Raw genomic sequence first — 26,007 nt, 5'->3', positions numbered from 1 at the left:
GTCTATGCGGAGATATAAAGTGGCTTTACTGGAAAGCTTACGGGTACCGATGAAATGGTATTGTTGGTGCCTGTGATGAATTAAATGGCAGGCGTAATTGCCCTCTGCGGAATTGGATGTCGCTATATGCTCTGCTCGCCGTTGACACACCTTGACGTTGCTGTGTTGCTTTGCGGCGCCGTTATTCCCATGCTCGAGAAGGCTGGGCAAAGTCAGGTAGCGCATCAACTTGGAGAAATTCGGGAGGCGCTCGCTCAAGAGCATCTCGCCCACGCGGCTACGCTGTCCCGACTGCTCCCCCGTTACGATATTGCCGATTTCTGGGAACCTATGGATTGGCTGGAGGATCAGGCGCACTGGGTGGAAGAGAAGGCGCTATTGGCAGCTTGCTACTCAAGGGCTTTACGAGCGCTAGGCAATTGGCGCGTTAACTATGAATTCGGTTTTGATAGGCCACTGATGGAGGTATCAGACCAAAGCATTAAAGCCGAGGCAGCACGTTTGCTTGTTGAGCGAGAGCAAAGGCGTAAGGGTGTCTATTAGCGTCGGTACTATTGTTTTGTATTGGCGGCGCTTATTCGAAGCTGTTTTTCCGCCGCCGCTTGGCAACCAGTGCGGCCAGGGCATCGCGCAGCGGTGATGGGGGGAGCGATTCGGCAGCGGCGTTGATTGTGGCCAGGGCTTTGGGGCTGATCACCGGCGTGCGCTTGGGGGCTTTTTGCTGGTGAGGTAGCGGTTCTACTTGAATTCGGCAGCGGATTGCGTTAATTTTCAAGCCCTTATCATTCAGCTGCATAATCAGGCGGGCTTCCATCTGCCTGAGTTTGGTAGCCACGGCGGCACTACGGGTCGCCACCAGCAGGCATTCCCCCTGTATACCCACTACCGCGCTCAGGCCTGCCAGGCCCGCTGGTAGCGCTGCGCGCCACTGGGCGTCGAGCTGGCGTTGCGCTTGTGCCACACGGGCCAGGCGCTGCAGTTCCGGGCTGGATAGAAAGGTCTGGAAGGTGCGGGTACTCATAGGCTGTATTGTGCACGCTGGCGCAGTGAATCACTATTTTGCCGGTGCAAAATGTGGGCACATTGCCCGGCGGGTTGAAGAAAACTGACAAAGGGCCGATAAGCAGGCATGAATATCATTCTGGTTTCCAATCGCCTCTCGCGGGCGGTGACGCTGGGTCCCCGCCACCTGTGGCTGGTGGCGGTGTTCTGTGCGCTGGCATTGCTGGGGTCGCTGACCCTGGCCAGCTGGGCGACGTATAACCTGACCCGTTCCTTCGGCATTACCCTGCCCTCCATCCCCGGCGTACCGGCTTCGCAGCAGGTGCAGATCGATGCGCTGGCGGTGCGGCTGGGCCAGATGCAGGCACAGTTGGTGCGGCTTGATGGCCTGACCCGCCAGGTGGCCGACCGTACCGGCATCGATGGCCAGCCTTTCCAGAGCACGGTGGCGGCCCCGCAGGGTGGGGCGAGTTCCTCCCTGCCGGCACGCGACCTCAAGCTGAAGGAACTGCAGGCCCTGGTGGGCAGCGCCGACAAGCGCATTGAGGACGCCATAGACCAGTACGACCTGTTCAATACCATACTGGTCCAGCGCAAGCTCAACGCCTTCCAGGCGCCTGCCAATCTGCCTACCGAGGCGGGTGTCCGGTCTTCGCCCTATGGCTGGCGGCTGGACCCGTTCAACGGGCGCCAGACTTTCCATGAAGGCATTGATTTCGTGGGGGATGTGGGTACGCCCATCATGGCGGCATCGGGCGGCAAGGTTAGCCGTGCCGAGTACCATGGCGAGTATGGTAATATGGTTGAGATAGACCATGGCAACGGTATCAGCAGCCGCTATGCGCATAGCTCGCAACTGCTGGTCAAGGAAGGCGATACGGTCAAGACCGGGCAGCGGATTGCGCTGCTGGGCAGTACCGGACGCTCTACCGGCCCGCATTTGCACTTTGAGATACGCTATAAGGATGTGCCGCAGAATCCGCGGTATTTCCTGCAACTGGCCAAGCCTGCCACGGTCAATGTGGCTGCAGATTGATTGTGCTGTATTGAATCTGCCGTGCCCTGCCCCCATATGGGTTGGGCGATTCGGCAGCTTCGCTGGAACATGAACTGCACGGCGGATCGGTTTACTCCCGGTCCGCCGTGTTTTTGCGCACCTGCGCGACGACTTTGAACAAGCCTGACCGACAGGCCGCCTGGAAACACGATGATTGCTTCTCTCCTGAAGAAAGTATTCGGTAGCCGCAACGACCGGCTACTCAAGCAGTACGGCGTCAAAGTGCGCCAGATCAATGCACTCGAAAGCCAGATGCAGGCGCTGTCGGATGCCGAGCTGCAGGCCAAGACGCCTGAGTTCAAGGAACGCCTGGCCAAGGGCGAGACCCTGGATGCCATCCTGCCCGAAGCCTTTGCGGTATGCCGCGAAGCCTCGAAGCGGGTGATGAATATGCGCCACTTCGACGTGCAGCTGATAGGCGGCATGGTGCTGAACGATGGCCGCATTGCTGAAATGCGTACCGGCGAGGGCAAGACCCTGGTCGGCACCCTGCCCACCTACCTCAATGCCCTGTCCGGCAAGGGTGTGCATGTGGTGACAGTGAACGACTATCTGGCCGAGCGCGATGCCAAGACCATGTCCAAGCTGTACAACTTCCTGGGCCTGACGGTGGGTATCAACCTCAGCCAGCTGGAGCATGACAAGAAGCAGGCTGCCTACGCTGCCGACATCACCTACGGCACCAACAACGAATACGGCTTCGACTACCTGCGCGACAACATGGTGTTCGCCACCAATGAGCGGGTACAGCGTGGCCTGAACTTCGCCGTGGTCGACGAAGTGGACTCCATCCTGATCGATGAAGCCCGTACCCCGCTGATCATCTCGGGCCCGGCGGAAGACAGCATCGAGATCTATAGCCGCATCAACCAGGTGGCACCCAAGTTGGTCCGCCAGGAGACCGAGGACGGCGAAGGCGATTTCTGGGTGGACGAGAAGGCCCACCAGGTGCTGTTGTCTGAAGCCGGCCACGAGAAGGCCGAACAATTGCTGGCCGCCGAAGGCCTGCTGGTGCCGGGCGACAGCCTGTATGCCACGTCCAACATCGCCCTGATGCACCATCTGTACGCTGCCCTGCGTGCCCATGCGCTGTACCACAAGGATCAGCATTACGTGGTGCAGAACGGCGAAGTGGTGATCGTGGATGAATTCACCGGCCGCCTGATGTCTGGCCGCCGCTGGAGCGAAGGCCTGCACCAGGCAGTGGAAGCCAAGGAAGGCGTGGAGATCAACAAGGAGAACCAGACCCTTGCTTCGATCACCTTCCAGAACTATTTCCGCATGTACACCAAGCTGTCCGGCATGACCGGTACGGCCGATACCGAAGCCTACGAATTCCAGCAGATCTATGGCCTGGAAACCGTCATCATCCCGACCAACCGTCCCATGGTTAGGCGCGATATGAACGACCAGGTGTTCCGTACCGCGCAGGAGAAGTTCAACGCCATCCTGCTTGATATCAAGGATTGCCAGGACAGGGGCCAACCGGTGCTGGTGGGTACGACCTCTATCGAGAACTCCGAGCTGCTGTCCAAGCAGCTTACCGATGCCGGCTACGCCCACAATGTGCTGAACGCCAAGCAGCATGCCCGTGAAGCGGAGATCATCGTGCAGGCGGGTAGCCCTGGCGTTATCACCATCGCGACCAATATGGCCGGCCGGGGTACCGATATCGTGCTGGGCGGCAATATCGAGCCGCGTATCCGCGCCATTGAAGTGGATGAAGCCCTGAGCGAGGCCGACAAGCACCAGGCAGTGGAGAAGCTGCGGGCCGAATGGCAGCAGCTGCACAATCAGGTGCTGGCCGCTGGTGGCCTGCATATCATCGGTACCGAGCGCCACGAAAGCCGCCGTATCGACAACCAGCTGCGCGGCCGTGCCGGCCGCCAGGGTGACCCTGGCTCCAGCCGCTTCTACCTGAGCATGGAAGACCCCCTGCTGCGCATCTTTGCTGCCGACCGTATCGGCTCGCTGATGCAGCGCCTGAACCTGCCCGAGGGCGAGGCCATCGAGTCGGGGCTGCTGTCGCGCGCCATCGAGAATGCCCAGCGCAAGGTGGAAGGCCGCAACTTCGATATCCGCAAGCAATTGCTGGAATACGATGATGTCGCCAATGAGCAGCGCAAGGCCATTTACGCCCAGCGTAACGAGTTGCTGGAATCGACCGATATTTCCGACACCATCACCAATCTGCGCGAGGGCGTGATAGGTGATGTGGTGGATCAGTACATGCCGCCTGGCAGCATGGAAGAGCAGTGGGATGCGGCAGGCCTGGAGAAGGCCCTGGCCGAGTTCCAGCTGGACGTACCGGTGGTGCAATGGCTGAAGGACGAGACCGCGCTGGAAATCGAAGCGGTGCGCCAGCGCGTGGTCGAAGCGGCGCATGCGACCTACAAGCACAAGGCCGAGACGGTGGGTGTGGAAGTGCTGCGTCACTTCGAGCGGGCCCTGATGTTGCAGATACTGGACCAGCAGTGGCGCGAGCATCTGTCCTCGCTGGATCACCTGCGCCAGGGCATTCATCTGCGCAGCTATGGCCAGAAGAACCCCAAGCAGGAATACAAGCGCGAATCGTTCGAGCTGTTCGAAGGCTTGCTGATGCGCATACGCCGCGAAGTGGTGCTGCTGGTGATGACCGTGCAGATACGCTCGCAGGCCGATGTGGAAGCGCTGGAGCAGCATGAAGAGCCGGAGATGCAATACCACCATGCCGACTACGACGAAGCCTTGGCCAGCGCCAATGCCGAGCCCAAGGCGGCGGCGCCGTCGGTACGCGGTTTCGACAAGATAGGCCGTAACGACCCCTGCCCTTGTGGTTCGGGCCAGAAGTACAAGCACTGCCACGGCAAGCTCGCCTAAGGCTGTGTTGCAGCATGAAGAAAGCCGCCTTCGAGGCGGCTTTTTTCATGGGCTGGGCGGCTCCAGCAAGAGAGGTTGGCGCTTAGCCAAGCTCCTTGAGCAGGTTGGCCAGCTCCACTGCCGACTTCACACCCATCTTCTCCAGCACGCGGGCACGGTGGACTTCCACGGTCTTCATGCTGATGTCGAGCTCGTCGGCGATCTGCTTGTTGAGCTTGCCATCGAGGAACAGGGCCATGACCTCTTTCTCGCGCGGGGTCAGTTCGGCCAGCCGGCGTTCTATCTGGCGGCGGCTGTCCCAGGCGGCGCGGCGTTCGGTATCCAGCTGCAGGCAGTTTTCCACCAGGCTGACCAGGGCATTGTCGTCAAACGGCTTTTCCAGGAAATCCACGGCACCTTGCTTGAGTGCGGCCACGGCCTGGGGCACGTCGCCATGGCCGGTCAGGAAGACCGTGGGCGGGGTATAGCCCTTGCCGATCAGGGTCTGGAACAGCTCCATCCCGCCCATGCCGGGCATGCGCAGATCCAGTACCAGGCAGGCGAAGCGGCTGGGATCGCGGTCGGCCAGCAAGGCGGCGGCGGATTCGAAGGAAGCAAGCTGGTGGCCGCGCGAGGCGAACAGCCATTTGAGGGCGTCGCGGATGGCGGCGTCGTCATCGACCAGGGCAATGCGGGGATCTGACGGCATGATGGACTCTCTGCTGGGGTTGTAGGCTTTATAGACGATGCACCAGCGAGGCGTTGGCGGCGCTGGGCTCGGGACGGCGTTCGGTAATGGGCAGGCTGACAATAAAGCGGCTACCGCCATCGGGGCGGGCCTCGACCACCAGGCGGCCCTGGTGGTGTTCGACGATGGTGCGGCAGATATTGAGACCCATGCCCATGCCCTCGGCCTTGGTGGTGTAGAAGGGACGGAACAGCTTCTCGACTTCTTCGGCCGGGATGCCGGGGCCGCGGTCTGCCACGATCAGGTCCAGCCACTCACCGCGGCGGTGGGTCTCCACCGTCAGTTCACGGCTTTCCTGCGGGCTGTCGACCATGGCTTCGATGCCGTTCTTGCAGAGATTGAACAGCACCTGCTCCAGCATGACCTTGTCGGCGTACAGCTCGGTGTCATCGGCCTGGCGTAGCTCCACCAGCCGGACGTAATAGCGGTTGAGCGGGGCGGCCAGCAGCGATAGCACGGTGTCGAGCAGATCCCCCACCGCGCAGGCCGAACGCTTGGGTTCGCGCTTCTGCACAAACTCGCGTATGCCACGGATGATGGCGCCGGCCCGACGTGACTGCTCGGCGATCTTTTCCAGCGCACCGTCGAGTTCGGATGGGCTGATCTGGCCGCTGCTGACCAGGTTGCGGCAGGCGGTGCTGTAGCTGGAGATGGCCGCCAGCGGCTGGTTCAGTTCGTGTGCCAGGCTGGAGGCGATCTCGCCCATGGCGATCAGGCGGGCGGTCTGCTGCAGCCGCTCGGTCTGTTGCCGCTCGCGGTCGGCGGCCTGCTTGCGTTCGGTGACATCGGTGGCGATATCGAGCCACACATTGGATTGATCCACCCACAGGGTTTCGCGCCTATGGTGCTGGTACCAGCGGCCCAGTATGGGGTCATACCATTCATCGTCCGGCTCGGCATGGCGCAAGGGCAGCGCACACAGCGGGCCATCGGGCCGATTGAGGCGGAAGGCCTCGCGGAAGGCTCGGTTGGACAGCAGCAGCTCGCCATTGCGGCGGTCAGTCACGGCCACGGCGGCATCTAGGCCATTGAGCACAGCCACGAAACGCTCGTGCGAGGCCTTGAGTGCCTCACGTTCGCGCTTCAACTCGGTGACGTCAGTCATGGAGGCGACCCAGCCGGTATGGCGGCCGTCGCCATCGATCAGCGGGCTGGAGTACAGCCGCACATCAAAGCGTTCGCCGCTCTGCCGCTGGTAGCGTAGCGAGAAGCCGTTGACCGGGCATTCACCCCGCAGGATGGCGGCAAACACCTGCTCGCACTGGCTGCGGGCCTCCGCTGGCCAATAGGGGAACGGCGGAATACCGCCCAGCAACTGCTCGGCATCAAAGCCCACCATGCGGCAGAAAGCCCGGTTCACATGCAGGGTCCGGCCCTCGCGGTCAGTGGCAAAGACCCCGGACACCAGCGAATCTTCCAGCGCCTGGCGCATGTTCATTTCGCGCAGCATGGCCCGCTCGGCGCTCAGGCGCTCGCGCATATGGCGCTTGAGCACCCATAGCGACCACAGCATCAGGGCCGACAAGCCCGCCAGTACCCAGTAGAGCGCGTGCTGCCAGAACGGCCAGCCGGTCTGGAACACTTTGGCGCGCAGGCGCAGGCCATAACCGGGTGGGTCGAAGGCGATGTCGTAGGACAGCGGGCCGGCATCGGGCACCGCCTGCTCCGGCCGGGCTGCCAGGGTCTGGCCCTCGATATCAACAAAGCCGATCTGGTAGCGCTTGGCAATCCACCACGGCACATAGGTGCGCAGCAGGCCCTTGAGCGACACCACGGCGACAAACGAGCCCAGTGTGCTGTTGCCTTGTACGGCCGGCACGGCCAGGGCGATGGCCTGGCCGGCGCCGGGATAGTCGAATGGCGGGGTGCTGGCGGCCAAGCCGATGCGGGCGGAGCGCTGCAAGGGTTCGATGGCGGCCGGGTGCAGCTGCAGCGGTTCCATGGCCTGGGCAGGGTAGCTCCAGATGGCGTCGCCATACTCGTTGGTGAGGGCGATGGCCAGGATCTCGCTGTTGGCGGCCATGATGGTGCTGGCGCGGCCGTAGAAGGAGCCCTCGCTGAGGTCGCCCCGGACATAGTCGTGCGCCAGGGTCTCCAGCTGATTCTGCCGGCCCACCAGCTCGCTGCGCAGGGCTTGCTCCTGCCACAGTACGTCCTCGATCAGCTCATCGTGCTGGCGTTCACGCTCGTTATGGCGGATAAACAGCAGCAAGGCCACGCCGACTGCCAGGAAGCAGATCAGCGCCAGGTTGGGCATGGCCCAGAGCCAGCGATCCGGCCGGGGCAGATGGGATTGGCGTTTCATGTTCCTGTTCAGCAGGGGTTGGCCTTATCGGGTCTTGCAGCATGGATAGGTTTCCAAGCGGGCCGGGGGGCGATGCGGCCTGTAACGCCTGGGCTGGGAAAGGCACATCATGTGCCGGGCCGCAGTGGACGCCAGCGTGTGTGGGCTTTTCCTTGTCGCCAGGGAATGCAGGCGGCGTCTCCGCCAGGTACTAACCTTATGGTGATGCTACGGCGCTGCCGCTTGGGGCTTTCCCTGATAATCGGCAATTGAGCTGACGCAGGGACGTCGATTTCATCTAGATTATCTGAAACTATCCGGAGACATACCATGCGCTTGGCACCCCTGTTGCTCGCCGCTCTATTGGCCGCCACCGGTTTAGCCCATGCCGATGGCCCCATCCTGATCAAGTTCAGCCATGTGGTGGCGCCGGATACACCCAAGGGCCGGGCTGCCGAGAAGTTCAAGGAACTGGCAGAGAAGCTGACGGCGGGCAAGGTCAAGGTGCAGGTCTATCCCAATAGCCAGCTGTACAAGGACAGGGAAGAGCTGGAGGCGCTGCAGATCAATGCGGTACAGATGCTGGCGCCGTCGCTGTCCAAGTTCGGCCCCCTGGGCCTGCGCCAGTTCGAGCTGTTCGACCTGCCGTATATCTTCCCCAGCGACAAGGTGCTGTACCGCGTGATGGATGGTGAGATAGGCCAGCGACTGTTCAAGCAGCTGGAGCCCCGTGGCATGGTGGGCCTGGCCTACTGGGATAACGGTTTCAAGCATTTCTCGGCCAACAAGCCCCTGCGCAAGCCCGATGATTTCAAGGGCGTGAAGATGCGGGTGCAATCGTCCAAGGTGCTGGAAGCGCAGATGCGGGCGCTGGGTGCCCAACCGCAGGTGATGGCCTTCTCCGAGGTGCATAGCGCGTTGCAACAGGGGGTGGTGGACGGCACTGAAAACCCCGAGTCTAACTTCTACAGCCAGCGCATGTACGAGGTGCAGACCCACCTGACGCTGTCGCAGCATGGTTATCTGGGCTATGCGGTAGTGGTCAACAAGCGCTTCTGGGATGGCTTGCCGGGGGAGATACGGCAGCAACTGGGCGAAGCCATGCGCGAGACCACGGTGTTTGAGCGGCAACTGGCCGACCAGGAGAACCGCAAGGCGCTCGAGGCCATCCGCGCCGCCAAGACCACCGAAATCTACCTGCTGCCCACCGCCGACCGTGAAGTGCTGCGCAAGCGCATGCTGCCGGTACATACGCAATTCATGGATGTCATCGGGCGTGATCTGGTGCTGGGCACCTACAAGATTGCTCGCGAGGTGGCGGCCAACCCCTAGCTCGCCAGCCGCGCCGCCGGCTGCCCGGCACCGTGTCCGGGGGGGCTGGTGTGCCCTGAATCGCGCCATTCGCTTTGGCTGGCAGCCTGCCTACGGCCTGCCAGCCTGTTGCAACACCCGTCAGATAAAACAGGAGACAACACATGACCTCACGCTACGCCAAACTCTGGGCCGCCGCCGCGCTGGCTGCCATCGGGATTGCCCAGGCGGCCTACCCGGAAAAGACCATCACCATGGTGATTCCGTTCGCTGCAGGCGGCCCTACCGATACGGTGGGCCGGCTGTTCGCCCAGTCCATGAGCAATACCCTGAAGCAGCAGGTGATCGTGGAGAACGTGGGTGGTGCCGGCGGCACGCTAGGGGCGGCCCGCGTGGCGCGTTCGGCACCCGATGGCTATACCATCTTTCTGCACCATATCGGCCAATCCACGGCCCCCGCGCTGTATCGCAAGCTCAGCTATGACGCGGTTACCGACTTCGAGCCCATTGGCCTGGTGGCCGACGTGCCCATGACCTTCGTAGCCCGCAAGGATTTCCCGGCCAAGGATCTCAAGGAGCTGCTGGCCTATGTGAAGGCCAACAAGGACAAGGTGACCTATGCCAATGCCGGCCTCGGCTCGGCATCGCACCTGTGTGGCCTGCTGTTCATGAGCGCCTTGCAGACCGACCTGACCACGGTGCCTTACAAGGGTACCGGCCCGGCCATGAACGACCTGCTGGGCGGCCAGGTGGATTTCATGTGCGACCAGACCACCAACACTACCGGCCAGATCAAGGGCGGCAAGATCAAGGCCTATGGCGTTACCACCAAGGCCAAGGTGGAATCCCTGCCGAATCTGCCCACGCTGGACAGCAGTGGCCTGCCCGGCTTTGAAGTGGTGGTATGGCATGGCCTGTATGCCCCCAAGGGCACACCCAAGCCCATCATCGACAAGCTGGTGCAAGCCCTGCAGACAGCCGGCCGCGATGCCACCATCAAGCAAAGGTTGGATGACCTGGGCACTGACCCGGCGGCACAGAACCGCATGACGCCGGAGGCATTGCGCAGCCACCTCAAGGCTGAAATCGACAAATGGGGCCCAGTCATCAAGAAGGCCGGCGTGTACGCCGACTGATAGCCTGGTTTCCACAGACTGTGTTGATGGGCAGGGCGGCTGGGTTGACCGCCCTTGCTACGCTCTAACAGCATGAGGAGCACTGCGTGGCATCGACGATACGCAATACCAAGGATTTCTTCAGCGGGCTCTTGTTCACCGCTATAGGCAGTGCCGCGCTGGTGCTGGCCCGCGACTACGAGATGGGTACCCTGCTGCGTATGGGGCCCGGTTATTACCCCAGCGTGCTGGCGGGCGGCTTGCTGCTGGTGGGGCTGATCTGCCTGGTGCGTTCCTTCAGGACCGACGGCACGCCCATAGGCAGGCTGGCCTGGAAATCCATGTTGCTGGTGGTGGTGCCGATAGCTTGTTTTGGGATACTGATACGCGATGCCGGGCTGGTGCCGGCCATCGTGCTGCTGGTGACGGTCAGCGCCTATGCCAGCGAGCGCTTCAGCCTCAAGGCCTCCGTGCCGCTGGCAATGGGCATGTGTGTGTTCAGCTGGCTAATCTTCATCAAGGGCTTGGGCCTGCCCATGCAACTGTTGGGGCCCTGGTTCGGCTTCTGAGCCTGTGTTGCGTCGTTACCCTAGCCTGAGAGGCCGCCATGGAGCTGTTGAGTAATCTGGGACTGGGATTCCAGTCCGCGCTGACGGTGCAGAACCTGCTGTACTGCCTGGGCGGTGTGTTTCTGGGCACGCTGATCGGTGTGCTGCCGGGGCTGGGCCCCATCGCTACCATCGCCATGCTGTTGCCGATGACCTTTACCCTGCCGCCGGAATCGTCGCTGATCATGCTGGCCGGTATCTACTATGGCGCCCAGTATGGTGGCTCTACTACCGCCATCCTGGTGAATCTGCCGGGCGAGGCTTCTTCGGTGGTCACGGCGCTGGATGGCCACCAGATGGCGCGCAAGGGCCGCGCCGGGGTGGCATTGGCCACGGCGGCCATAGGTTCGTTCGCGGCGGGTACAGTGGCCACCGTGCTGATCGCGGTGGCCGCGCCACCGCTGGCCGAGCTGGCGCTCAAGTTTGGCCCTGCCGAATATGCATCGCTGATGCTGCTGGGCTTGGTGGCGTCCATCGTGCTGGCGCATGGCTCATTGCTCAAGGCCTTTGGCATGATCTTGCTGGGGCTGTTGCTGGGTACCCTGGGTACCGATGTCAACTCGGGCGAGCAGCGTTTTACCTTTGACGAGCCACGCCTGGCTGACGGCATAGGTTTCGTGGTGCTGGCCATGGGCATGTTCGGGCTGGGCGAGATCATCCGCAACCTGGAGCATGAATCCACCCGCGAGGCCATGATCAAGCATGTCTCCGGGCTATGGCCCAGCAAGGCGGATTTCAAGCGCATGCTGGGGCCGATAATACGGGGCACTGGCCTCGGTTCCCTGCTGGGCATCCTGCCTGGCAACGGGGCCGTGCTGGCGTCGTTCTCTGCCTATTCGCTGGAAAAGAAGCTGTCCAGGCACCCCGAGGAGTTCGGCCAGGGCGCCATCGAAGGGGTGGCGGGGCCGGAGTCGGCCAATAACGCCGGTGCGCAAACCTCCTTCATCCCCATGCTGACCTTGGGCATACCCTCCAGCCCAGTCATGGCCTTGATGATAGGCGCCATGATCATCCAGGGTATCAGCCCTGGGCCGGCGGTGATGACCGAACAGCCGCAGTTGTTCTGGGGCCTGATTGCGTCGATGTGGGTGGGCAATTTCTTCCTGATCATTCTCAACCTGCCGCTGATAGGCCTGTGGGTGAAGATGATCTCGGTGCCCTATCACCTGCTTTTCCCCGTGATACTGGTGTTCTGTGCCATCGGGGTATTCAGCGTGAATAACGCCGAATACGATGTCTGGCTGATGGCCGGCTTTGGCGTGGCCGGCTACGTCTTCTCCAAGCTGGAGTGCGAGCCAGCACCCATGCTGATGGCCTTTATCCTGGGGCCCTTGATGGAAGAATACCTGCGCCGCGCCCTGTTGCTGTCGCGTGGGGATCCGTTGGTATTCCTGCAGCGCCCAGGCAGCCTGGTGATGTTGCTGATGGCAGCAGCAGCCATGGCCGTGGTGCTGTTGCCGGCCATACGCAAGAAGCGGGAGGAGGCCTTCCAGGAGGAAGAGTAGTAAGGGGTTTTTGCGCCGCCTAGGCTGGCCCGCTTGGGCTGCCTAGGTATCGGCTTCGTCGTCGCTGGCGTGGGCGCGGGGGTGGGCGGCGTCGTAGACGCTGGCCAGGTGCTGGAAATCCAGCCGGGTGTAGACCTGAGTGGTGGCGATGCTGCTGTGGCCCAGCAGCTCCTGGGTGGCGCGCAAGTCCTGGCTGCCTTGCAGGAAGTGGCTGGCGCAGGCGTGGCGCAGGCGGTGGGGATGGAGGCGGTCGGCCAGGCCTAACTTGGTGGACCATTCCGCCAGCCGCAACTGCACCGCCCGGGTGCTCATGCGGCGGCCACGCTGGTTGAGAAACAGGGCGGTTTCGCCAGGCTGCACCAGGCTGGCCCTATCCACCAGCCAGTTATCCAAGGCCTGGCGGGCGTAGTCGCCAACCGGTACCTGGCGCGATTTGCCGCCCTTGCCCAGTACCTGCAGCGTCCGTCCCTCGTCGCGAAAATCCGCCAGCTCGGCACCGACCAGTTCAGACACCCGCAAGCCGGCCGAGTAGGCCAGTTCATACATGGCGCGGTCGCGCCGGGCCAGTGGGTCGTCCTCGTCCAGGTGCTCCAGAAAGCCCTGGGCTTCGTCCACGCCTATGGGGCGGGGCAGCTTGCGGGCCGCGCGGGGCGCCTTGATGCCTTCGACCGGATTGCTGGCAAAGCCCGCTTCACGCACCAGCAGCTTGAACCAGCCACGCCAGGCCGACAGGCGACGGGCGATGCTGCGATGATCGTGGCCCTGCGATTTCATCCGCCTGACAAAGCCGCGGATTTCGCGCGGGGTCAGGTTTTCCATGGCGGTGTCGCCGGCCAGCGTAAGCAGCAGCTGGGCATCTGCCAGGTAGGCGGAACGGGTGGCGGGCGACTTGCCCTGCTCGCCGGTCAGGTAGCGGTCCAGGCGTTCCAGCGGCGTCATCGGGCGGCCCCGTCGGGTTGGCTGCAGGGTGGCCGGTGTGGCATAGCTTAATCCAGGCAGCGGCTCAGCGCAGCGGCCACCAGCTCGCCGATGCGGGCCAGGTAAAGCGTGCCCATTTCGGGGTAGAAGCGCTGCGGGTCTTCGCTGGCCAGTACCAGGATGCCAAAGGGAACGCCGTCATTCTTGAGGGCCACCTGTGCGAATGATTTCAGGTGCGGTGCCGATTCACCCAGCCAGGCCATGACCTCATCGGTGACATAGGGGCCGCAATAGGGGGTGGTCAGGCTTTGCGCCAGGGTCTTGATATCGTCGCTGGTGGGGGCGAACTCGCTCAGGGTCTCATCCACCTCGCCGCCCCACAAGCGCACGGCCAGGTGGGGCACGCGGAAGTTCTCTTGCAGATGGTAGTTGAGCGTGCCCAGCACGCCCGCCAGATCGCGCGATTGCAGCAGCGCCACGGTGAGCCTATGCACCTTGTCACCTATCTGGTCGTTCTCTTCGCCAAACTGCAGTAGTTCACCCAGCTTGCTTTCCATCAGCTTGTTCCGCTCGCGCAGGGTCAGTATCTGCCGCTCGGCGATGGGGATGGCGCGGCCACCGTGGGGGTGGGGAATGAAGATCTCTGCCACCAGGTCGGCATATTCCTCGAAGAACTGGGGATGGGCCTGCAGCCAGCTTGCTACGTCGGTGGATTGGATCGTCATGTCGGGTCTCGGGTAAGGGAGGATTCAGGGCCTTGGCGCCTGCAAGTATTAGGGCGAAAGTCGCTGTATCGCAAGCGTCGGTTGAGGGCCTGCTGATGGAGGCAAGTCACAGCTGGGTGTTGGGGGCTGAGTGAGCATAGCCTGACCTTGATAACAGGTCCTCAAAGCTCAATCTCACCCTCGAACACCGTGACGGCCGGCCCGGTCATCAGCACAGGTTGGTCCTCGCCGGCCCAGCTGATGCTCAGTTCGCCCCCCCGGGTGTGTACCCGCACGCTAGGGTCGAGCAAGCCACGGCGTATGCCACTCACCACGGCGGCACAGGCGCCAGTGCCGCAGGCCAGGGTCTCGCCGGCACCACGCTCGTAGACGCGCAGGCGTATCTCGCTGCGGCTGGCAATCTGCATGAAACCGGCGTTGACCCGCTCGGGGAACAGCGGATGGTGCTCGATGATGGGGCCCTCCAGCGCCACTGGGGCGTTGTCGACGTTCTCCACCACCTGTACCGCGTGCGGATTGCCCATGGACACCGCGCTGATCTCCACCATACGCGCCGCCACCTTGATGCTGTGGCTGATTGCCTCATGGTCGGCAATAAAGGGAATCTCGGCGGGCTTGAAGCGTGGTGCGCCCATGTCCACGGTCACCAGGCCGTTATCCTCCAGCCTGGGGGTGATCAGGCCGCGTGCCGTCTCTACCCGGATGGTGCGCTTGCCGGTAAGGCCGCGATCATGCACGAAGCGGACAAAACAACGGGCGCCATTGCCGCATTGCTCCACTTCACCGCCATCGGCGCCGTTGAAAATGCGGTAGCGGAAGTCGGCATCGGGATGGTGGGGATTCTCCACCAGCAGTATCTGGTCGCAGCCCACGCCGAAGTGGCGGTCGCCCAGCTGGCGCAGCTGTATGGGGCTCAGTGCCAGGGCCTGGCTGACGCCATCCAGCACGACGAAATCGTTACCCAGGCCCTGCATCTTGGTGAAGCGAAGTTTCATGGTGGTTTTCCTTGGCGTTGCCATGGTTTAACCGCTGCGGACAGTGTCGTCAACCGGTCGGCGCTGTGAACAGACGCTCAGGCAGTGGCCAGGTGGGCGTACTCGACCATGATGCAGCGGTCCATCACCACCGTCAGGCCGGCCGCCTGGGCGCGCAAGGCCGCTGGGTGGTTGATGATACCTTGCTGTATCCAGATGGCCGGTGCGCCGATGGCAATGGCGCTGTCCACCACGGTATCCACTTCGTTGGCATTGCGGAACACATTGACCAGGCCTATGCGGCCGGGCACGGCTTCCAGGCTGGCGTAGGCGGGCTGGCCCAGCACCTCGGCTACCATGGGTCTGACCGGCACGATGTCGAAACCCCAGGCCAGCATCTGGCGCGAAACGCGATAGCTGGGTCGATCGGGCCGGGGTGACAGGCCAACCACGGCGATGCGGGGGCGGGCCTGCAGCAAGGCCAGCAGTACGGTGTCGGGGGGATTCTGGAACATGGCCGGATGATGCCATAGGCAGGGCCAGACGGGGACCGGGGGGCGGTCTGACTGGGCACTGCCGACAAAACCTTAGCGTGTTATTGCGCGCGCTGGCCGTGCCGACCTGCTATCTAGCCGGGTGCACCCGCACGCGCCAGGGCGGCGCGGGCGACATCTTCGAAGCGGTGGACGATGGCCTCCCAACCCAGCGGCAGGGTGGTTTGGCGGGCTGCCTGGCCCAAGGCCCGCATCACGCTGGGGTAGCTGGCCGCATAGCGGGCCTGGTCGACAAAGTCGGCATCGTCGTCAAAGCGCGCCAACAAGCCGTTTTCATGGTGGCGTACATGGGTGCGGGCGGCCGCATAGTCATAGCTGATCACCCCCAGGCCACTAGCCATGGCCTCCAGGGTGACATTGCCGTAGGTCTCGGTGGTGCTGCCAAACAGGAAGACATCTGCCGAGGCGTAATGATCCGCCAGCGCGACACCCCGCTGCATGCCGGCAAAGCACTGCTCAGGGTGGTTGGCCTGCAGTGCGGCCCGTTCGGGGCCATCGCCTACCCACAGCAGCTTGCTGTCCGGCCGTATGGCCTGCATCTGGCGGAAGGCGGCCAGGACCAGCGGCAGGTTCTTTTCGGCCGCCATGCGCCCTACATAGGCCACCACCTGGGTTTGCTCACCCGCCCCCCACTGGCTGCGCAAGGCTGCCGAGCGGCGGGACGGGTCGAACAACTGGGTATCGACGCCGCGCGCCACGATTTCCAGGTTGCAGAAGCCCTGTTCGGCCAGCCGTTTGCGTACATCTTCGCTGGGCACCAGGGTGGCCAGATTGCGATTATGGAAGCGCCGCAGGTAGCCGCGTACCGGTCGCTCCAGCCAGGCCATGCCGTAGTGGGCGCTATAGCTGTGGAAGTTGGTGTGGAACTCGGAGATGGCCGGTATGCCCAGCTTGCGGGCAGCCCGCAAGGCACTCCAACCCAGCGGCCCTTCGGTGACGGCCACGACCAGGTCGGGCCTGTCCGTGCGCCAGCGCCGCAGTAGCTGGCCGGTGGCAGGCAGGCCGAACTTGAGATCAGGATAGCGCGGCACCCTGAGGCCGCTGACCAGCAGCTCGTCGCGGCCGCTGGCTTCATGATGGTGCTGGCGCGGACGTACCAGCGCCACCCTATGCCCCCGTGCCGCCAGCCCATGCGCCATTCGGCCCACGGTCATGGCGACACCATTGACCTCGGGCGGAAAGGTTTCGGTGATCAGGGCAAGATGCAGGGGGCGGTTATCCATGTCGCGCAGACTAGCTGCACGGCCATGTCGCTCGCGTGACGGCGGCATGAAGAGTTTGTTAATGGCTGGGCAGGGTATCGGTCTGGAAGTACTGCACCACCTCGGTCAGGTCCTGGGCGATGTAATGTTGGGTGTGCGGGGCCGCGAAGTGGGCCTTGAAGGCGGCTTCGTCGTCAAACCGCTCCCACAGCACAAAGCGGTTGGGCTGGCTGGCATCGTGGTGGGCGGTGAACAGGCTACAGCCCGGTTCGGTGAGCGACTGCTGGCATAGCTGCGCCAAGGCGGCTTTGGCCTGCTCCAACTGGCCTGGGTGCTTCAACCGCAGCTCGGCGGTGATGTAATAGCCTGACTTGAACATGCATTCCCCTCTCTATTGATAAAAGCCTATTGGTGATTCGAGGCTGATAGTTGAGGCCTGCATCCGGGGATATCAAGAGGCTGGGTTTGCGGGCATGCTGCCCAAGCTCTCAGAGCCGCCACCAAGACCCAGCGTAGCGGTTCTTAGTGCGAGTGGCCGTGGTGGTGATCGTGATGGTGGTGGCCATGGCTGTGCTCATGGTCGTGCTGCGGCTGGCCTGCTTCGGTCACCGCCGTCAGGGGAATAACCTTGCCGGCCGGCAGTTGGCCAGGCCAGGTGGGTTGCAGGGTGACATGGTCTATGCCGTAGTCCTTGGCCAGCATGGTCTGGCCGGCGGCCAGCAGGCGCGGCCAGCTGTCCGGCTGGTCTATCACCAGGTGGGCCGACAGGGCCACCCGCTCTGGCCCCAGGTGCCAGACATGCAGGTCATGCACCGACTGCACGCCGCGCAGGGCTGCCAGCGAGGTGCCGATGGCGAGCAGGTCGAGATGGGCCGGCACGCCCTCCATCAGCACATGGCTCGATTGCAGTACCAGTGCCCAGGTGGAGCGCAGTATCAACACCACCACCAGCAGGGACAGGATGGGGTCTATCGGCGCCCAGCCGGTGGCCCAGATCACCAGGCCGGCGACGATGGCGGCGACCGAGCCCAATAGATCGCCCAGCACATGCATCATGGCGGCGCGGGAGTTCATATTGTGGCTGTCGCCCGACAGCAGCCAGGCCGCAATGATGTTGACCACCAAGCCCACGCTGGCAATGGCCATGACCCCCAGGCCATCCACTGGCTTGGCACTGACCAGCCGGCCCAGCGCCTCGATGGCGATCCAGCCCACGATGGCCAGCATGAACAGGCTGTTGACCAGGGCACCCAATACTTCGGCCCTGGCATAGCCGTAGGAGTTGCGGGCCGAGGCAGGACGGCGTGCCACCATCTGGGCGAACAGTGCCAGGCCTAGCGCAGCGGCGTCGGTCAGCATATGGCCGGCGTCCGACAGCAGTGCCAGCGAGCCTGTCCACAACCCGCCCAGGGCCTCGATGACGGCGTAGCCCGCCGTCAGCAACAGGGCCAGTAGCAGGCGCTTGCGGCTGGCGGTGTGCAGATCGTGATGATGGTGGTCGTGGCCCATGGCTCAGCTCGGGGGAAAGTCGAAATGGGCGGCGGCGACGAACTCGCCCCGCTCGAAACGGCGCTCGGTCAGGCTGATGGCCTGGCGCCCCAGCCGTAGCACGCTGCTGGCACGGGTGCCGTACTGCGGGGTGCGGATAAAGGCGGCAGACAGCGCGCGCTCCCACTCCAGCGGTACACCGGTGCTTGGCAATTGCTCGTCCGGTGCCAGCGCGGGGTCGGCCAGCAGGGCAAACAAGGCCTCATCGTCCTCGCCATGGCGGGCCAGGCCGGCCTTGAGCCGCTCTGCCTTGGGCCAGGGGGTGTCGAAGCGGGCATTGGAGACCGCATGCACGCCACGGCCAAAGCGCAGCTCGGTGTCGTGGCGGCTTTCATAGCCGAGCAGGCGTTCGCCGTCGTACAGCAGCAGGTTGAAATCATTGTAGCGGGCAATGTCGCGGCGCAGCGTAGCGAGGAACTCGCCAGCATGGCAGTCTCCCTGCAGGAAGTCTGCCACCAGGGCGCCCCGGGAGGGCGCATCGGCGAGGTGGCGGCTGGGGTCGCGGTAGTTGGTCAGGGCGGCGAAACGGCCATCCCGCCGTACGGCCATCCAGCTGCCTCCGGCCACCAGGTCGCGTCCGCCGAGTATGCGCTCGTCCTCCCACCAGTCGGCAGCGGCCGTGGGGCGGGCGTAGAACTCGTCGCGGTTGGCGGCTACCACGAGCGGGGTGGGTTGGGCGGGATCCCACCGAAAGGCGATCAGGCACATGCCCTCAGTTTATGCCGAATGCGGCACGGTTGGGGGGTATTGCCGCAGGCTAGATGGCCAGCGCAGTGCGCAGCAGGCCTGCCAGCAAGCCCAGGGCCAGCACCTTGAGCACCGACCAACCACGCCATAGCAGCACAAAGCCGGCCAGGGCCAGTAGCAGGGCTGGCCAGTCGGGCCGACCTTGCGGCAGCAGCACATGCAGGCCCAGCAGCAGGGCCAACTGGGCTATCAGGCCGACGATGGCAGCGGCCATGCTGGCCAGTGGCGCGCGCACGCTGGGCAGGTGGCGGGTGGCCTCGACCAGTGGTGCGCCGGCCAGGATAAAGACAAAGGAGGGCAGGAAGGTAAACAGCGAGGCCACCAGGGCGCCGGCCCAGCCCTGCCCTGCTGGGGCGGCAAGGTAGCCGACGAAGGCCAGGACCATGATCAGGGGGCCGGGCGTGGTTTCACCCAGGGCCAGGGCGTCCAGCATCTGCGGGGCGCTTATCCACTGGTACTGGCGCACGGCGGCATCAAAGTAATAGGGCAGCACCGCGTAGGCACCGCCAAAGCTGACCAGGGCAGCCTTGCCGCAGACGCTGGCGATCTCGCCCAGCCGACCGGTGGGGGCCAGACCGATGGCAAGGCCCAGGAAGACAGCGACAAAGCCCAGTATGAGCAATAGCCGGCGCCGTAGTGCCAGGGCGGGCCGGGGGGCGTTGGTCGCGGCGGTGGGGCGTTGCCACCAGCCCAGGCCGGCGGCAATCAGCAGCAATAGTGGTATGGGCAGCAAGGCCCACCAGGCAATGGCGAAGGCCGCGAGCGCCAGCGACCAGGCTTGCGGGCCATGCAGGCTCTTGCTGCCGAAGCGCCACAGCGCCATGGCCACCAGGGCAATGACCACGGGCTGTACACCCAGCTTGATGGCGCTGGCTGCCGGGCTCTGGCCAAAGCGCACATACAGCCAGCCCAGCAGCAGCATCAGCAGCAGGGAGGGCAGGATGAACAGCAGGCCGGCAATGATGCCACCGCGCCGACCATGCAGCAGCCAGCCCAGATAGGTCGCCAGCTGCTGTGCTTCCGGCCCTGGCAGCAGCATGCAATAGGCCAGGGCATGGTTGAAATGCTCGCTGTCTATCCAGCCCCGCCGCTCCACCAGCTCTTCACGCAGCAGGGCAATCTGGCCAGCAGGGCCGCCGAAGGAAATGAAGCCCAGTTTGAACCAGAAGCGACTGGCGTCGGCTAGGCTGGGGGGCGTCATGCGCGCAACGCCGTATCGAGCCGGCCGCTGCGCGCCAGCAGGCATAGCAAGGTGGGCCATAGCAGGGTATTGACCCAGTCGTGCAGGCTGGCTTGCCAGTGCCAATGGCCCAGCAGGCTGAGTGCGTTATGCCTGTCCAGCAGCTCGCCGGCCGTAGCGACCAAGGCGGCCGTGGCAAGAGGCAGTAAGAGCCTGTTCACGATCTTTTCACCCCGTCGTTCCGGGCAATGCCGGATAGCGGACAAGGCGCAAGCCGCGCCGCGGTACGGGTTCCGGTACCGGTACCGCAAGCGGCTTGTAACGCTGGTCGCTGCCGGCAGTGCCCGGAACCCGTAGGGCCGGACCGGAAAAGGGTCATGTACTGCGTTGGACTCCTTGGTAATAACCGGCTATTGCCTGCGTCGTCCGCCTTGTACCTGACCCTTTTCCGGTCCGGCGACGGGGTGAAAAGATCGTGAACAGGCTCTACGGAACGGGGAGAGCGGCGCCCCAGCAGCATGGCCAGCAGCCATACCAAGAGGCCGATGTGCAAGTGCAGGCTGTCGCGGGATAGGCCGGTGAGGTCTACCAGGGCGAGCTTGCCGGCCTGGAAAAGGCTGGGTTCCATGGGAGATGTCTTGTCGCAGATATGGGCTGGCGGCATTATGCCGCAATGAAAGGCAAGACCAGATGACAAGACGCGTACTGACGGGCGATGATTTCCGGGCCATGCCCTGGCGGAATGGCGGGGGCAGTACCTGCGAGCTGTATCGCCTGCCCCATCCTCGGCGCCCCGATGATTTCGCCCTGCGGCTGTCCATTGCCACTGTGGCCCAGGGCGGGCCGTTTTCCAGCTTTCCCCAGGTAGATCGCACCCTGCTGCTGCTGGAGGGGGACGGCATGGCGCTGCAGTTTGAGGCCGGTGAGGAGGTGCTGCTGTCCGAGCCGCTGCAGCCCCTGCAGTTTGCCGGTGAGGCAGCGGTAAGCTGTCGCCTGTTGGGCGGCAGCCTGCGGGATTTCAACCTGATGGTGGCGCGCGACTGGGGTGAGGCCAGCCTGGCGGTGACGCAGTTGGCGGCTGGCCAGTCTGTGACCCTGGCTGGTTCCTGGGTGCTGGTCTACCTGCTGCAGGGGCAACTGGACGACCCTGCCGGGTCACTGCTGCCCGGCCAGCTCCTGCTGCTGCAGGAGGCTGCGCAGACCCTGACCGCCACCGCAGCCTGCCGCTTTATCACGGTAGTGGCGGCGCCGCGCGCATGACTGCCCAGCCCTTGAACCACGCGGGCTTGCCCCGATTTTCGCTGTATCACCATTGGAATCCTGCACCATGACCGCGCCCGAAGCCCAGTTAACCGTTGATCTTTCCGGACTGAATTGCCCCCTGCCCATACTGCGGGCCAAGAAGGCCCTGGCCGATCTGCCCAGCGGCACGGTGCTGCACCTGGTCTGCACCGACCCCGGCACACCCAGCGACTTTGAGGCATTTTGCCGGCAGACGGGGCATGAGCTGGCCCACCAGGAGCCGGCCGATGGAAAGTTCCTGTTCTGGATACGCCGGCGCTAATGCGTGCTGGCCTGTAGGGCATGCATGCGTTGCAGTGACAGGGTGATCAGCTCTTGCAGCACAGCCATGTCCACCTGCGCCAGCGACTTCAGGTAAAGGCAGCTCTTGCCCTGCCTGTGCTTGCCCAGGCGGGCCAGCAAGGCGGCATGCTCGTCGAAGCCGGGTAGCAGGTAGAGGGTGAGATCCTGTTTGCGGGGTGAGAAGCCCAGCATGAACATATCGCCTTCATGGCCGCTGGCGTAGCGATAGTGATACTGGCCGAAGCCCACCATGCTGCTGGCCCATATAACCGGTGGATAGCCGCTGATCTCCTGCATCAGGGCGGTGAGGGTGCGGCAGTCGGCCTGCCGCTGCGTGTCGCCTATGCCCGCCAGGAATTCAGCGATGGTCTCGCCGCTGGGGCGAGTCTTGGTGGTGCTGCTCATGGGGGCTCCCTGGGGCTTGCTGGAATACAAGTCTTAGAGGGGCTTTGGCCGCTTGAACAGGTGCCGAGATCGCCCTGATGCCGGGTGCTTACGGGATTGCACCGAGGCCTGATAGGTCAGTGTAGCCAAGGCAAAGCCGATGGGGCCAGGGCGTAGGCCGGGTGTGCGACATTCCCCACAAGGCCTTGGATTCACGGGATAATTGCAGCTTACCGCCACTCTGCTTCCCTGAGCCATGACCCAAATTACGCTTATCCGCCCCGATGACTGGCACCTGCACCTGCGCGACGGTGATGCCCTGAAGGCGGTGCTGCCTGACACCGCTCGCCGCTTTGGCCGCGCCATCGTGATGCCCAATCTGAAACCGCCTGTGCGTACAGTGGCAGAGGCGGCGGCCTATCGTGAGCGCATCCTGGCGGCTGTGCCGGCCGGCATGTCGTTTGAACCCTTGATGACCCTGTACCTGACCGATGTCACCCCGCCCGAAGAGATAGAGCGGGTCAAGGCCAGCGGCTTCGTCAAGGCGCTCAAGCTCTACCCTGCTGGCGCCACCACCAATTCGGATGCCGGCGTCACCGATGTGAACAAGGTGCTGCCCACGCTGGCGGCCATGGCCGAGCTGGGCGTGCCCCTGCTGGTACACGGCGAAGTCACCGACCACACGGTGGATGTGTTCGACCGCGAAGCCGCGTTCATCGATCAGGTCATGAAGCCCTTGCTGGAGAAGCTGCCCCGGCTCAAGGTGGTGTTCGAGCACATCACTACCAAGCAGGCGGCCAATTTTGTCTGGAGTGCCGGCGACAATGTCGCGGCCACCATCACCGCCCACCACCTGCTGATGAACCGCAATGCCCTGTTCCAGGGCGGCATACGGCCGCACCACTACTGCCTGCCCGTACTCAAGCGCGAGGTTCATCGCCAGGCGCTGATGGATGTGGCGATCAGCGGCAGCCCCAAGTTCTTCCTGGGCACCGACAGTGCACCGCATGGCAAATCCACCAAGGAGGCCGCCTGCGGCTGTGCCGGCATGTATACCGCCAACAACGGCATCGAGCTGTATGCCGAGGCCTTTGATGCCGTGGGGGCGCTGGACAAGCTGGAAGGTTTCGCCAGCCGCTTTGGCCCGCTGTTCTATGGCCTGCCGGCCAATCCTGACCATATCACCCTGGTCAAGGAGCCCACGCCGGTGCCTTTGGAGCTGCCCTATGTCGGCAGCGACACCCTGGTGCCCTTGCGTGCGGGTGAAACCGTAGGCTGGCGTCTGCAGGCCTGAGTGCAGGTAGCTGGGCCGCGATGCCCGGCAAACAGGCAGCAAAGCCAAACTTGCCTGCAGGGGGCTTGACCGGGGTGGTAGACTAGCAGGGCGAAGTTGGCCGGACAGTCGCCGCCCGCGCAAGCGGGGGGAGGAAAGTCCGGGCTTCATAGGGCAGGATGCCGGCTAACGGCCGGGCGTCGTGAGGCGACGGAAAGTGGAACAGAGAGCTGAACCGCCGATGGCTGGACCACATGGCCCGCAAGGGTTGTGTGGTTGTACCCGAAAGGGCAGCACAGGTAAGGGTGAAAAGGTGCGGTAAGAGCGCACCGCTCGACTGGTAACAGCTCGAGGCAGGCTAAACCCCATCCGAAGCAAGACCAAATAGGCAAGCGTTGACGGGGCCCCCTGAGCTTGCGGGTAGGTTGCTTGAGGCGTGCAGCAATGTACGTCCTAGAGGAATGACTGTCGGCAGCGGGTAACCGCTGTGTCACAGGACCCGGCTTACAGGCCGACTTCGCCTTTGATACCCCCCAAAAGACGCAGCTCTGTGCTGCGTCTTTTGCTTTCTGGCCACAAGGCCTGACCTATCGGCCGGTTTCAGATTGCAGCAGCGTGAGGCCAGCGCGTTCTTTGTGGCCCCTAGAAGTGCCGACGTAGATCCAGCCCCTTATACAAGCCAGCTACCTCGTCGGCATAGCCATTGAACATCAGGGTCTTGCGCTTGAGGAATTCGCCGATGCGGCGTTCGCTGGCCTGGCTCCAGCGCGGGTGATCCACTTCGGGGTTCACGTTGGAGTAGAAGCCGTACTCGGTAGGTGCGGCGCGGGTCCAGCTGCTGATGGGCTGTTTCTCTACCAACCGTATCTTGACTATGGACTTGATGCTCTTGAAGCCGTATTTCCAGGGCACCACCAGCCGGACCGGCGCGCCGTTCTGGCGCGGCAGTGGCTTGCCATAGAGGCCCACCGCCAGGATGGCGAGCGGGTGCATGGCCTCATCCAGGCGCAAGCCTTCCACATAGGGCCAGTCCAGCACCGAGGTTTTCTGGCCTGGCATCTGTTCGGGTGCCAACAGGGTGGTGAATTCCAGGTATTTGCCCCGGCTGGTCGGTTCCACCTGCTTGAGCAAGGCGCTCAAGGGCAGGCCTACCCAGGGGATGACCATGGACCAGCCCTCGACACAGCGCAGGCGGTAGATGCGCTCTTCCAGCGGGGCCAGCTTGAGCAGGCTGTCGAGATCGAAGCGGCGTGGCTTGGCCACCTCTCCGCCAACTTCCACCACCCAGGGATCGATCTTGAGCGTGTGGGCATGGTCGGCCGGATCGCCTTTATCGGTGCCGAACTCGTAGAAATTGTTGTAGCTGGTGATCTGGCCCAGGCTGTTCTGCGGCTCGCTGCTGCTGTAGCGGCTCTTGTAGAAGGTGGGCAGCTTCTCCTGCGGGGCGGCGACGGCCTCGGGCAGCATGGCGGCCGCGCCCAATGCCGCTGCGCCCTGCATCCAGGTACGGCGGCTCAGGTAGATGTCTTCCGGCGTGATCTCGCTGGGGGCGATAGGGGGCGGGCGATAGGCGGACATGGCGACTCCTGCTGAGTACGGGGTTTGGACCCACCTTGGTCGTACCGGTTCGGCGTTTCTGACGGGGCGCCTGGGCTGTGGATAACTGGCCGGCTAGCTAGCCCTAGGCGCTGCTGCCGTAGCGCCACCAGTGCCACCCGCCCATGATGCAGGAGGCAAGCAGCATGGCATAGGCCAGGGTGACGATATGGCCACGGAAGCGTTGGCGTGTCTCGGGCTTGAGGACGGCATTCCAAAGCAGCAGCAGCACGGCCAGGAACAGGCCCAGCCGTATCAGTTTGACCAGCATCTCAGCCACCTCCTACCGAGCCAACTACAGGCATTGCACCACGCCCTCGGCGTACTGGCGGGCGCCCAGCAGGGTGTTCTCGGTGCCTGACTTGTAGCTCAGTAGCTGCCAGCTCTTGCAGCCGAGCTTCTGGGTGAAGGTGTCGGCGCGGCGGCGGAAGAACTGCTCGGCCTGGCCGTCAAACAGCAGGGAGGAGCCAGTGACGCGCAGCTGGTACTTCTTTTGACCGAGGTAGCGGGTGTCGCTGTCCTGCAGTACGCCGTTGTTTTCTGCCACTGCCTGACCGGTTTGCTGGAGCTGCGCGCAGGCGGATAACAGCAATGACATCGGTATTAGTAGGGCAAGAATGCGGTTGGACATGAAGGCGTTTTCCGAGCGAAGTTGAGACGTTACTTTCAGGTTTTAACATAAACCCTTATTTGCAAAGGATTATTGCATTAGGGTACTACTTGGCAAATTAGCCGTAAGTGATTGTAGCAAAAACAAAAAATCCCAAAGCGTTAGCTTGACCCGGTTTGATTCCTTGCCATATAGTGGGGTGTAGTGGGAAAAAGTGGTGAAAAGTGTTTCATCCGCCCACGAA

General features: G+C 63.4%; 27 protein-coding genes and 1 other RNA gene. 11 read left to right on the top strand and 17 right to left on the bottom strand.

What is annotated here, in order from left to right; all coding sequences use genetic code 11:
- The first annotated feature begins 84 nt into the window (after positions 1–84).
- The gene (locus tag V7714_RS09370; RefSeq protein ID WP_335709475.1) at positions 85–543 is read left to right on the top strand and encodes a hypothetical protein; all 459 of its coding nucleotides are present in this window, start codon (positions 85–87) and stop codon (positions 541–543) included.
- Positions 544–574: 31 nt separating this feature from the next.
- On the opposite strand, the gene V7714_RS09365 is transcribed toward V7714_RS09370, so the two are convergent.
- The gene (locus V7714_RS09365; protein WP_335709474.1) at positions 575–1,021 is read right to left on the bottom strand and encodes a DciA family protein; all 447 of its coding nucleotides are present in this window, start codon (positions 1,019–1,021) and stop codon (positions 575–577) included.
- Positions 1,022–1,129: 108 nt separating this feature from the next.
- Here V7714_RS09365 and V7714_RS09360 point away from each other — a divergent pair, with 108 nt between their 5' ends.
- A complete protein-coding gene (locus V7714_RS09360; RefSeq protein ID WP_290333989.1) occupies positions 1,130–2,038 on the top strand; it encodes a M23 family metallopeptidase in 909 nt (302 codons plus the stop codon).
- Positions 2,039–2,209: 171 nt separating this feature from the next.
- On the top strand, positions 2,210–4,918 hold the full coding sequence (gene secA, locus V7714_RS09355; protein WP_335709473.1) for a preprotein translocase subunit SecA: 2,709 nt from the start codon (positions 2,210–2,212) through the stop codon (positions 4,916–4,918).
- An 82-nt stretch (positions 4,919–5,000) separates the two neighbouring features.
- Here secA and V7714_RS09350 read toward each other — a convergent pair whose 3' ends face one another.
- A complete protein-coding gene (locus V7714_RS09350) occupies positions 5,001–5,606 on the bottom strand; it encodes a response regulator transcription factor (RefSeq protein ID WP_284195688.1) in 606 nt (201 codons plus the stop codon).
- A 28-nt stretch (positions 5,607–5,634) separates the two neighbouring features.
- Positions 5,635–7,950: a PAS domain-containing sensor histidine kinase gene (locus V7714_RS09345; RefSeq protein WP_335709472.1), complete on the bottom strand. Its 2,316-nt coding sequence runs from the start codon at positions 7,948–7,950 to the stop codon at positions 5,635–5,637.
- A 309-nt stretch (positions 7,951–8,259) separates the two neighbouring features.
- Between V7714_RS09345 and V7714_RS09340 the strand changes: the two genes are divergently transcribed.
- The 4 genes from V7714_RS09340 (at position 8,260) to V7714_RS09325 (ending at position 12,468) form a co-directional block, all read left to right on the top strand.
- Positions 8,260–9,261, top strand: coding sequence for a TRAP transporter substrate-binding protein (locus V7714_RS09340; protein ID WP_290333994.1), 1,002 nt, complete (start codon positions 8,260–8,262; stop codon positions 9,259–9,261).
- Between the two features lie 143 nt (positions 9,262–9,404).
- Positions 9,405–10,376: a tripartite tricarboxylate transporter substrate binding protein BugD gene (locus V7714_RS09335; protein WP_335709471.1), complete on the top strand. Its 972-nt coding sequence runs from the start codon at positions 9,405–9,407 to the stop codon at positions 10,374–10,376.
- Positions 10,377–10,462: 86 nt separating this feature from the next.
- Positions 10,463–10,924, top strand: coding sequence for a tripartite tricarboxylate transporter TctB family protein (locus tag V7714_RS09330; RefSeq protein WP_335709470.1), 462 nt, complete (start codon positions 10,463–10,465; stop codon positions 10,922–10,924).
- 38 nt (positions 10,925–10,962) lie between these two features.
- Positions 10,963–12,468, top strand: a complete 1,506-nt coding sequence (locus tag V7714_RS09325) for a tripartite tricarboxylate transporter permease (protein ID WP_335709469.1) — start codon at positions 10,963–10,965, stop codon at positions 12,466–12,468.
- 42 nt (positions 12,469–12,510) lie between these two features.
- Here the strand turns inward: V7714_RS09325 and V7714_RS09320 are convergent, their stop codons facing one another.
- The 10 genes from V7714_RS09320 to V7714_RS09275 form a co-directional block, all read right to left on the bottom strand.
- Positions 12,511–13,407: a tyrosine recombinase XerC gene (locus tag V7714_RS09320; RefSeq protein WP_335709468.1), complete on the bottom strand. Its 897-nt coding sequence runs from the start codon at positions 13,405–13,407 to the stop codon at positions 12,511–12,513.
- A 47-nt stretch (positions 13,408–13,454) separates the two neighbouring features.
- On the bottom strand, positions 13,455–14,111 hold the full coding sequence (locus V7714_RS09315) for a DUF484 family protein (protein ID WP_335709467.1): 657 nt from the start codon (positions 14,109–14,111) through the stop codon (positions 13,455–13,457).
- A gap of 161 nt (positions 14,112–14,272) precedes the next feature.
- Positions 14,273–15,106 (bottom strand): diaminopimelate epimerase, encoded by an 834-nt coding sequence (gene dapF, locus V7714_RS09310; protein WP_335709466.1) that lies wholly within the window; start codon positions 15,104–15,106, stop codon positions 14,273–14,275.
- A gap of 77 nt (positions 15,107–15,183) precedes the next feature.
- The gene (locus V7714_RS09305; RefSeq protein ID WP_335709465.1) at positions 15,184–15,600 is read right to left on the bottom strand and encodes a CoA-binding protein; all 417 of its coding nucleotides are present in this window, start codon (positions 15,598–15,600) and stop codon (positions 15,184–15,186) included.
- Between the two features lie 113 nt (positions 15,601–15,713).
- Positions 15,714–16,910: a glycosyltransferase family 4 protein gene (locus V7714_RS09300; protein WP_335709464.1), complete on the bottom strand. Its 1,197-nt coding sequence runs from the start codon at positions 16,908–16,910 to the stop codon at positions 15,714–15,716.
- A 10-nt stretch (positions 16,911–16,920) separates the two neighbouring features.
- Positions 16,921–17,220, bottom strand: coding sequence for a putative quinol monooxygenase (locus V7714_RS09295; RefSeq protein WP_335709463.1), 300 nt, complete (start codon positions 17,218–17,220; stop codon positions 16,921–16,923).
- Positions 17,221–17,363: 143 nt separating this feature from the next.
- Positions 17,364–18,350, bottom strand: a complete 987-nt coding sequence (locus V7714_RS09290) for a cation diffusion facilitator family transporter (RefSeq protein WP_335709462.1) — start codon at positions 18,348–18,350, stop codon at positions 17,364–17,366.
- A 3-nt stretch (positions 18,351–18,353) separates the two neighbouring features.
- Positions 18,354–19,097, bottom strand: a complete 744-nt coding sequence (locus V7714_RS09285) for an NRDE family protein (RefSeq protein ID WP_335709461.1) — start codon at positions 19,095–19,097, stop codon at positions 18,354–18,356.
- 49 nt (positions 19,098–19,146) lie between these two features.
- Positions 19,147–20,337: a chromate efflux transporter gene (gene chrA, locus V7714_RS09280; RefSeq protein ID WP_335709460.1), complete on the bottom strand. Its 1,191-nt coding sequence runs from the start codon at positions 20,335–20,337 to the stop codon at positions 19,147–19,149.
- Positions 20,334–20,537 (bottom strand): hypothetical protein, encoded by a 204-nt coding sequence (locus tag V7714_RS09275; protein ID WP_335709459.1) that lies wholly within the window; start codon positions 20,535–20,537, stop codon positions 20,334–20,336. Before V7714_RS09275 ends, chrA begins: the two co-directional genes overlap by 4 nt.
- A gap of 469 nt (positions 20,538–21,006) precedes the next feature.
- On the opposite strand from V7714_RS09275, the gene V7714_RS09270 reads away from it, so the two are divergent.
- Entirely contained in the window at positions 21,007–21,576 is a 570-nt protein-coding gene (locus V7714_RS09270) for a HutD/Ves family protein (RefSeq protein ID WP_335709458.1), read from the top strand.
- A 67-nt stretch (positions 21,577–21,643) separates the two neighbouring features.
- Positions 21,644–21,880 (top strand): sulfurtransferase TusA family protein, encoded by a 237-nt coding sequence (locus tag V7714_RS09265; protein WP_284195705.1) that lies wholly within the window; start codon positions 21,644–21,646, stop codon positions 21,878–21,880.
- On the opposite strand, the gene V7714_RS09260 is transcribed toward V7714_RS09265, so the two are convergent.
- The gene (locus tag V7714_RS09260) at positions 21,877–22,305 is read right to left on the bottom strand and encodes a DUF1801 domain-containing protein (protein ID WP_335709457.1); all 429 of its coding nucleotides are present in this window, start codon (positions 22,303–22,305) and stop codon (positions 21,877–21,879) included. The genes V7714_RS09265 and V7714_RS09260 overlap by 4 nt on opposite strands.
- Before the next feature lie 235 nt (positions 22,306–22,540).
- Here V7714_RS09260 and pyrC point away from each other — a divergent pair, with 235 nt between their 5' ends.
- Positions 22,541–23,578 (top strand): dihydroorotase, encoded by a 1,038-nt coding sequence (gene pyrC / locus V7714_RS09255; protein ID WP_335709456.1) that lies wholly within the window; start codon positions 22,541–22,543, stop codon positions 23,576–23,578.
- Positions 23,579–23,670: 92 nt separating this feature from the next.
- An RNA gene (gene rnpB, locus V7714_RS09250) (RNase P RNA component class A) lies at positions 23,671–24,080 on the top strand.
- Positions 24,081–24,199: 119 nt separating this feature from the next.
- On the opposite strand, the gene msrP is transcribed toward rnpB, so the two are convergent.
- The 3 genes from msrP to V7714_RS09235 form a co-directional block, all read right to left on the bottom strand.
- A complete protein-coding gene (gene msrP, locus V7714_RS09245; RefSeq protein WP_335709455.1) occupies positions 24,200–25,135 on the bottom strand; it encodes a protein-methionine-sulfoxide reductase catalytic subunit MsrP in 936 nt (311 codons plus the stop codon).
- Between the two features lie 103 nt (positions 25,136–25,238).
- A complete protein-coding gene (locus V7714_RS09240; protein WP_284195709.1) occupies positions 25,239–25,424 on the bottom strand; it encodes a protein MIGRI in 186 nt (61 codons plus the stop codon).
- A gap of 24 nt (positions 25,425–25,448) precedes the next feature.
- Positions 25,449–25,784 (bottom strand): hypothetical protein, encoded by a 336-nt coding sequence (locus V7714_RS09235; protein WP_284195710.1) that lies wholly within the window; start codon positions 25,782–25,784, stop codon positions 25,449–25,451.
- Positions 25,785–26,007 lie beyond the last annotated feature (223 nt).

Source organism: Chitinimonas sp. JJ19, assembly GCF_036961565.1.
In the GTDB taxonomy this organism is placed as follows: domain Bacteria; phylum Pseudomonadota; class Gammaproteobacteria; order Burkholderiales; family Chitinimonadaceae; genus Chitinimonas.
Note: the sequence above shows the minus strand (reverse complement) of the source record. Positions and strands in the feature narration are given on the sequence as shown.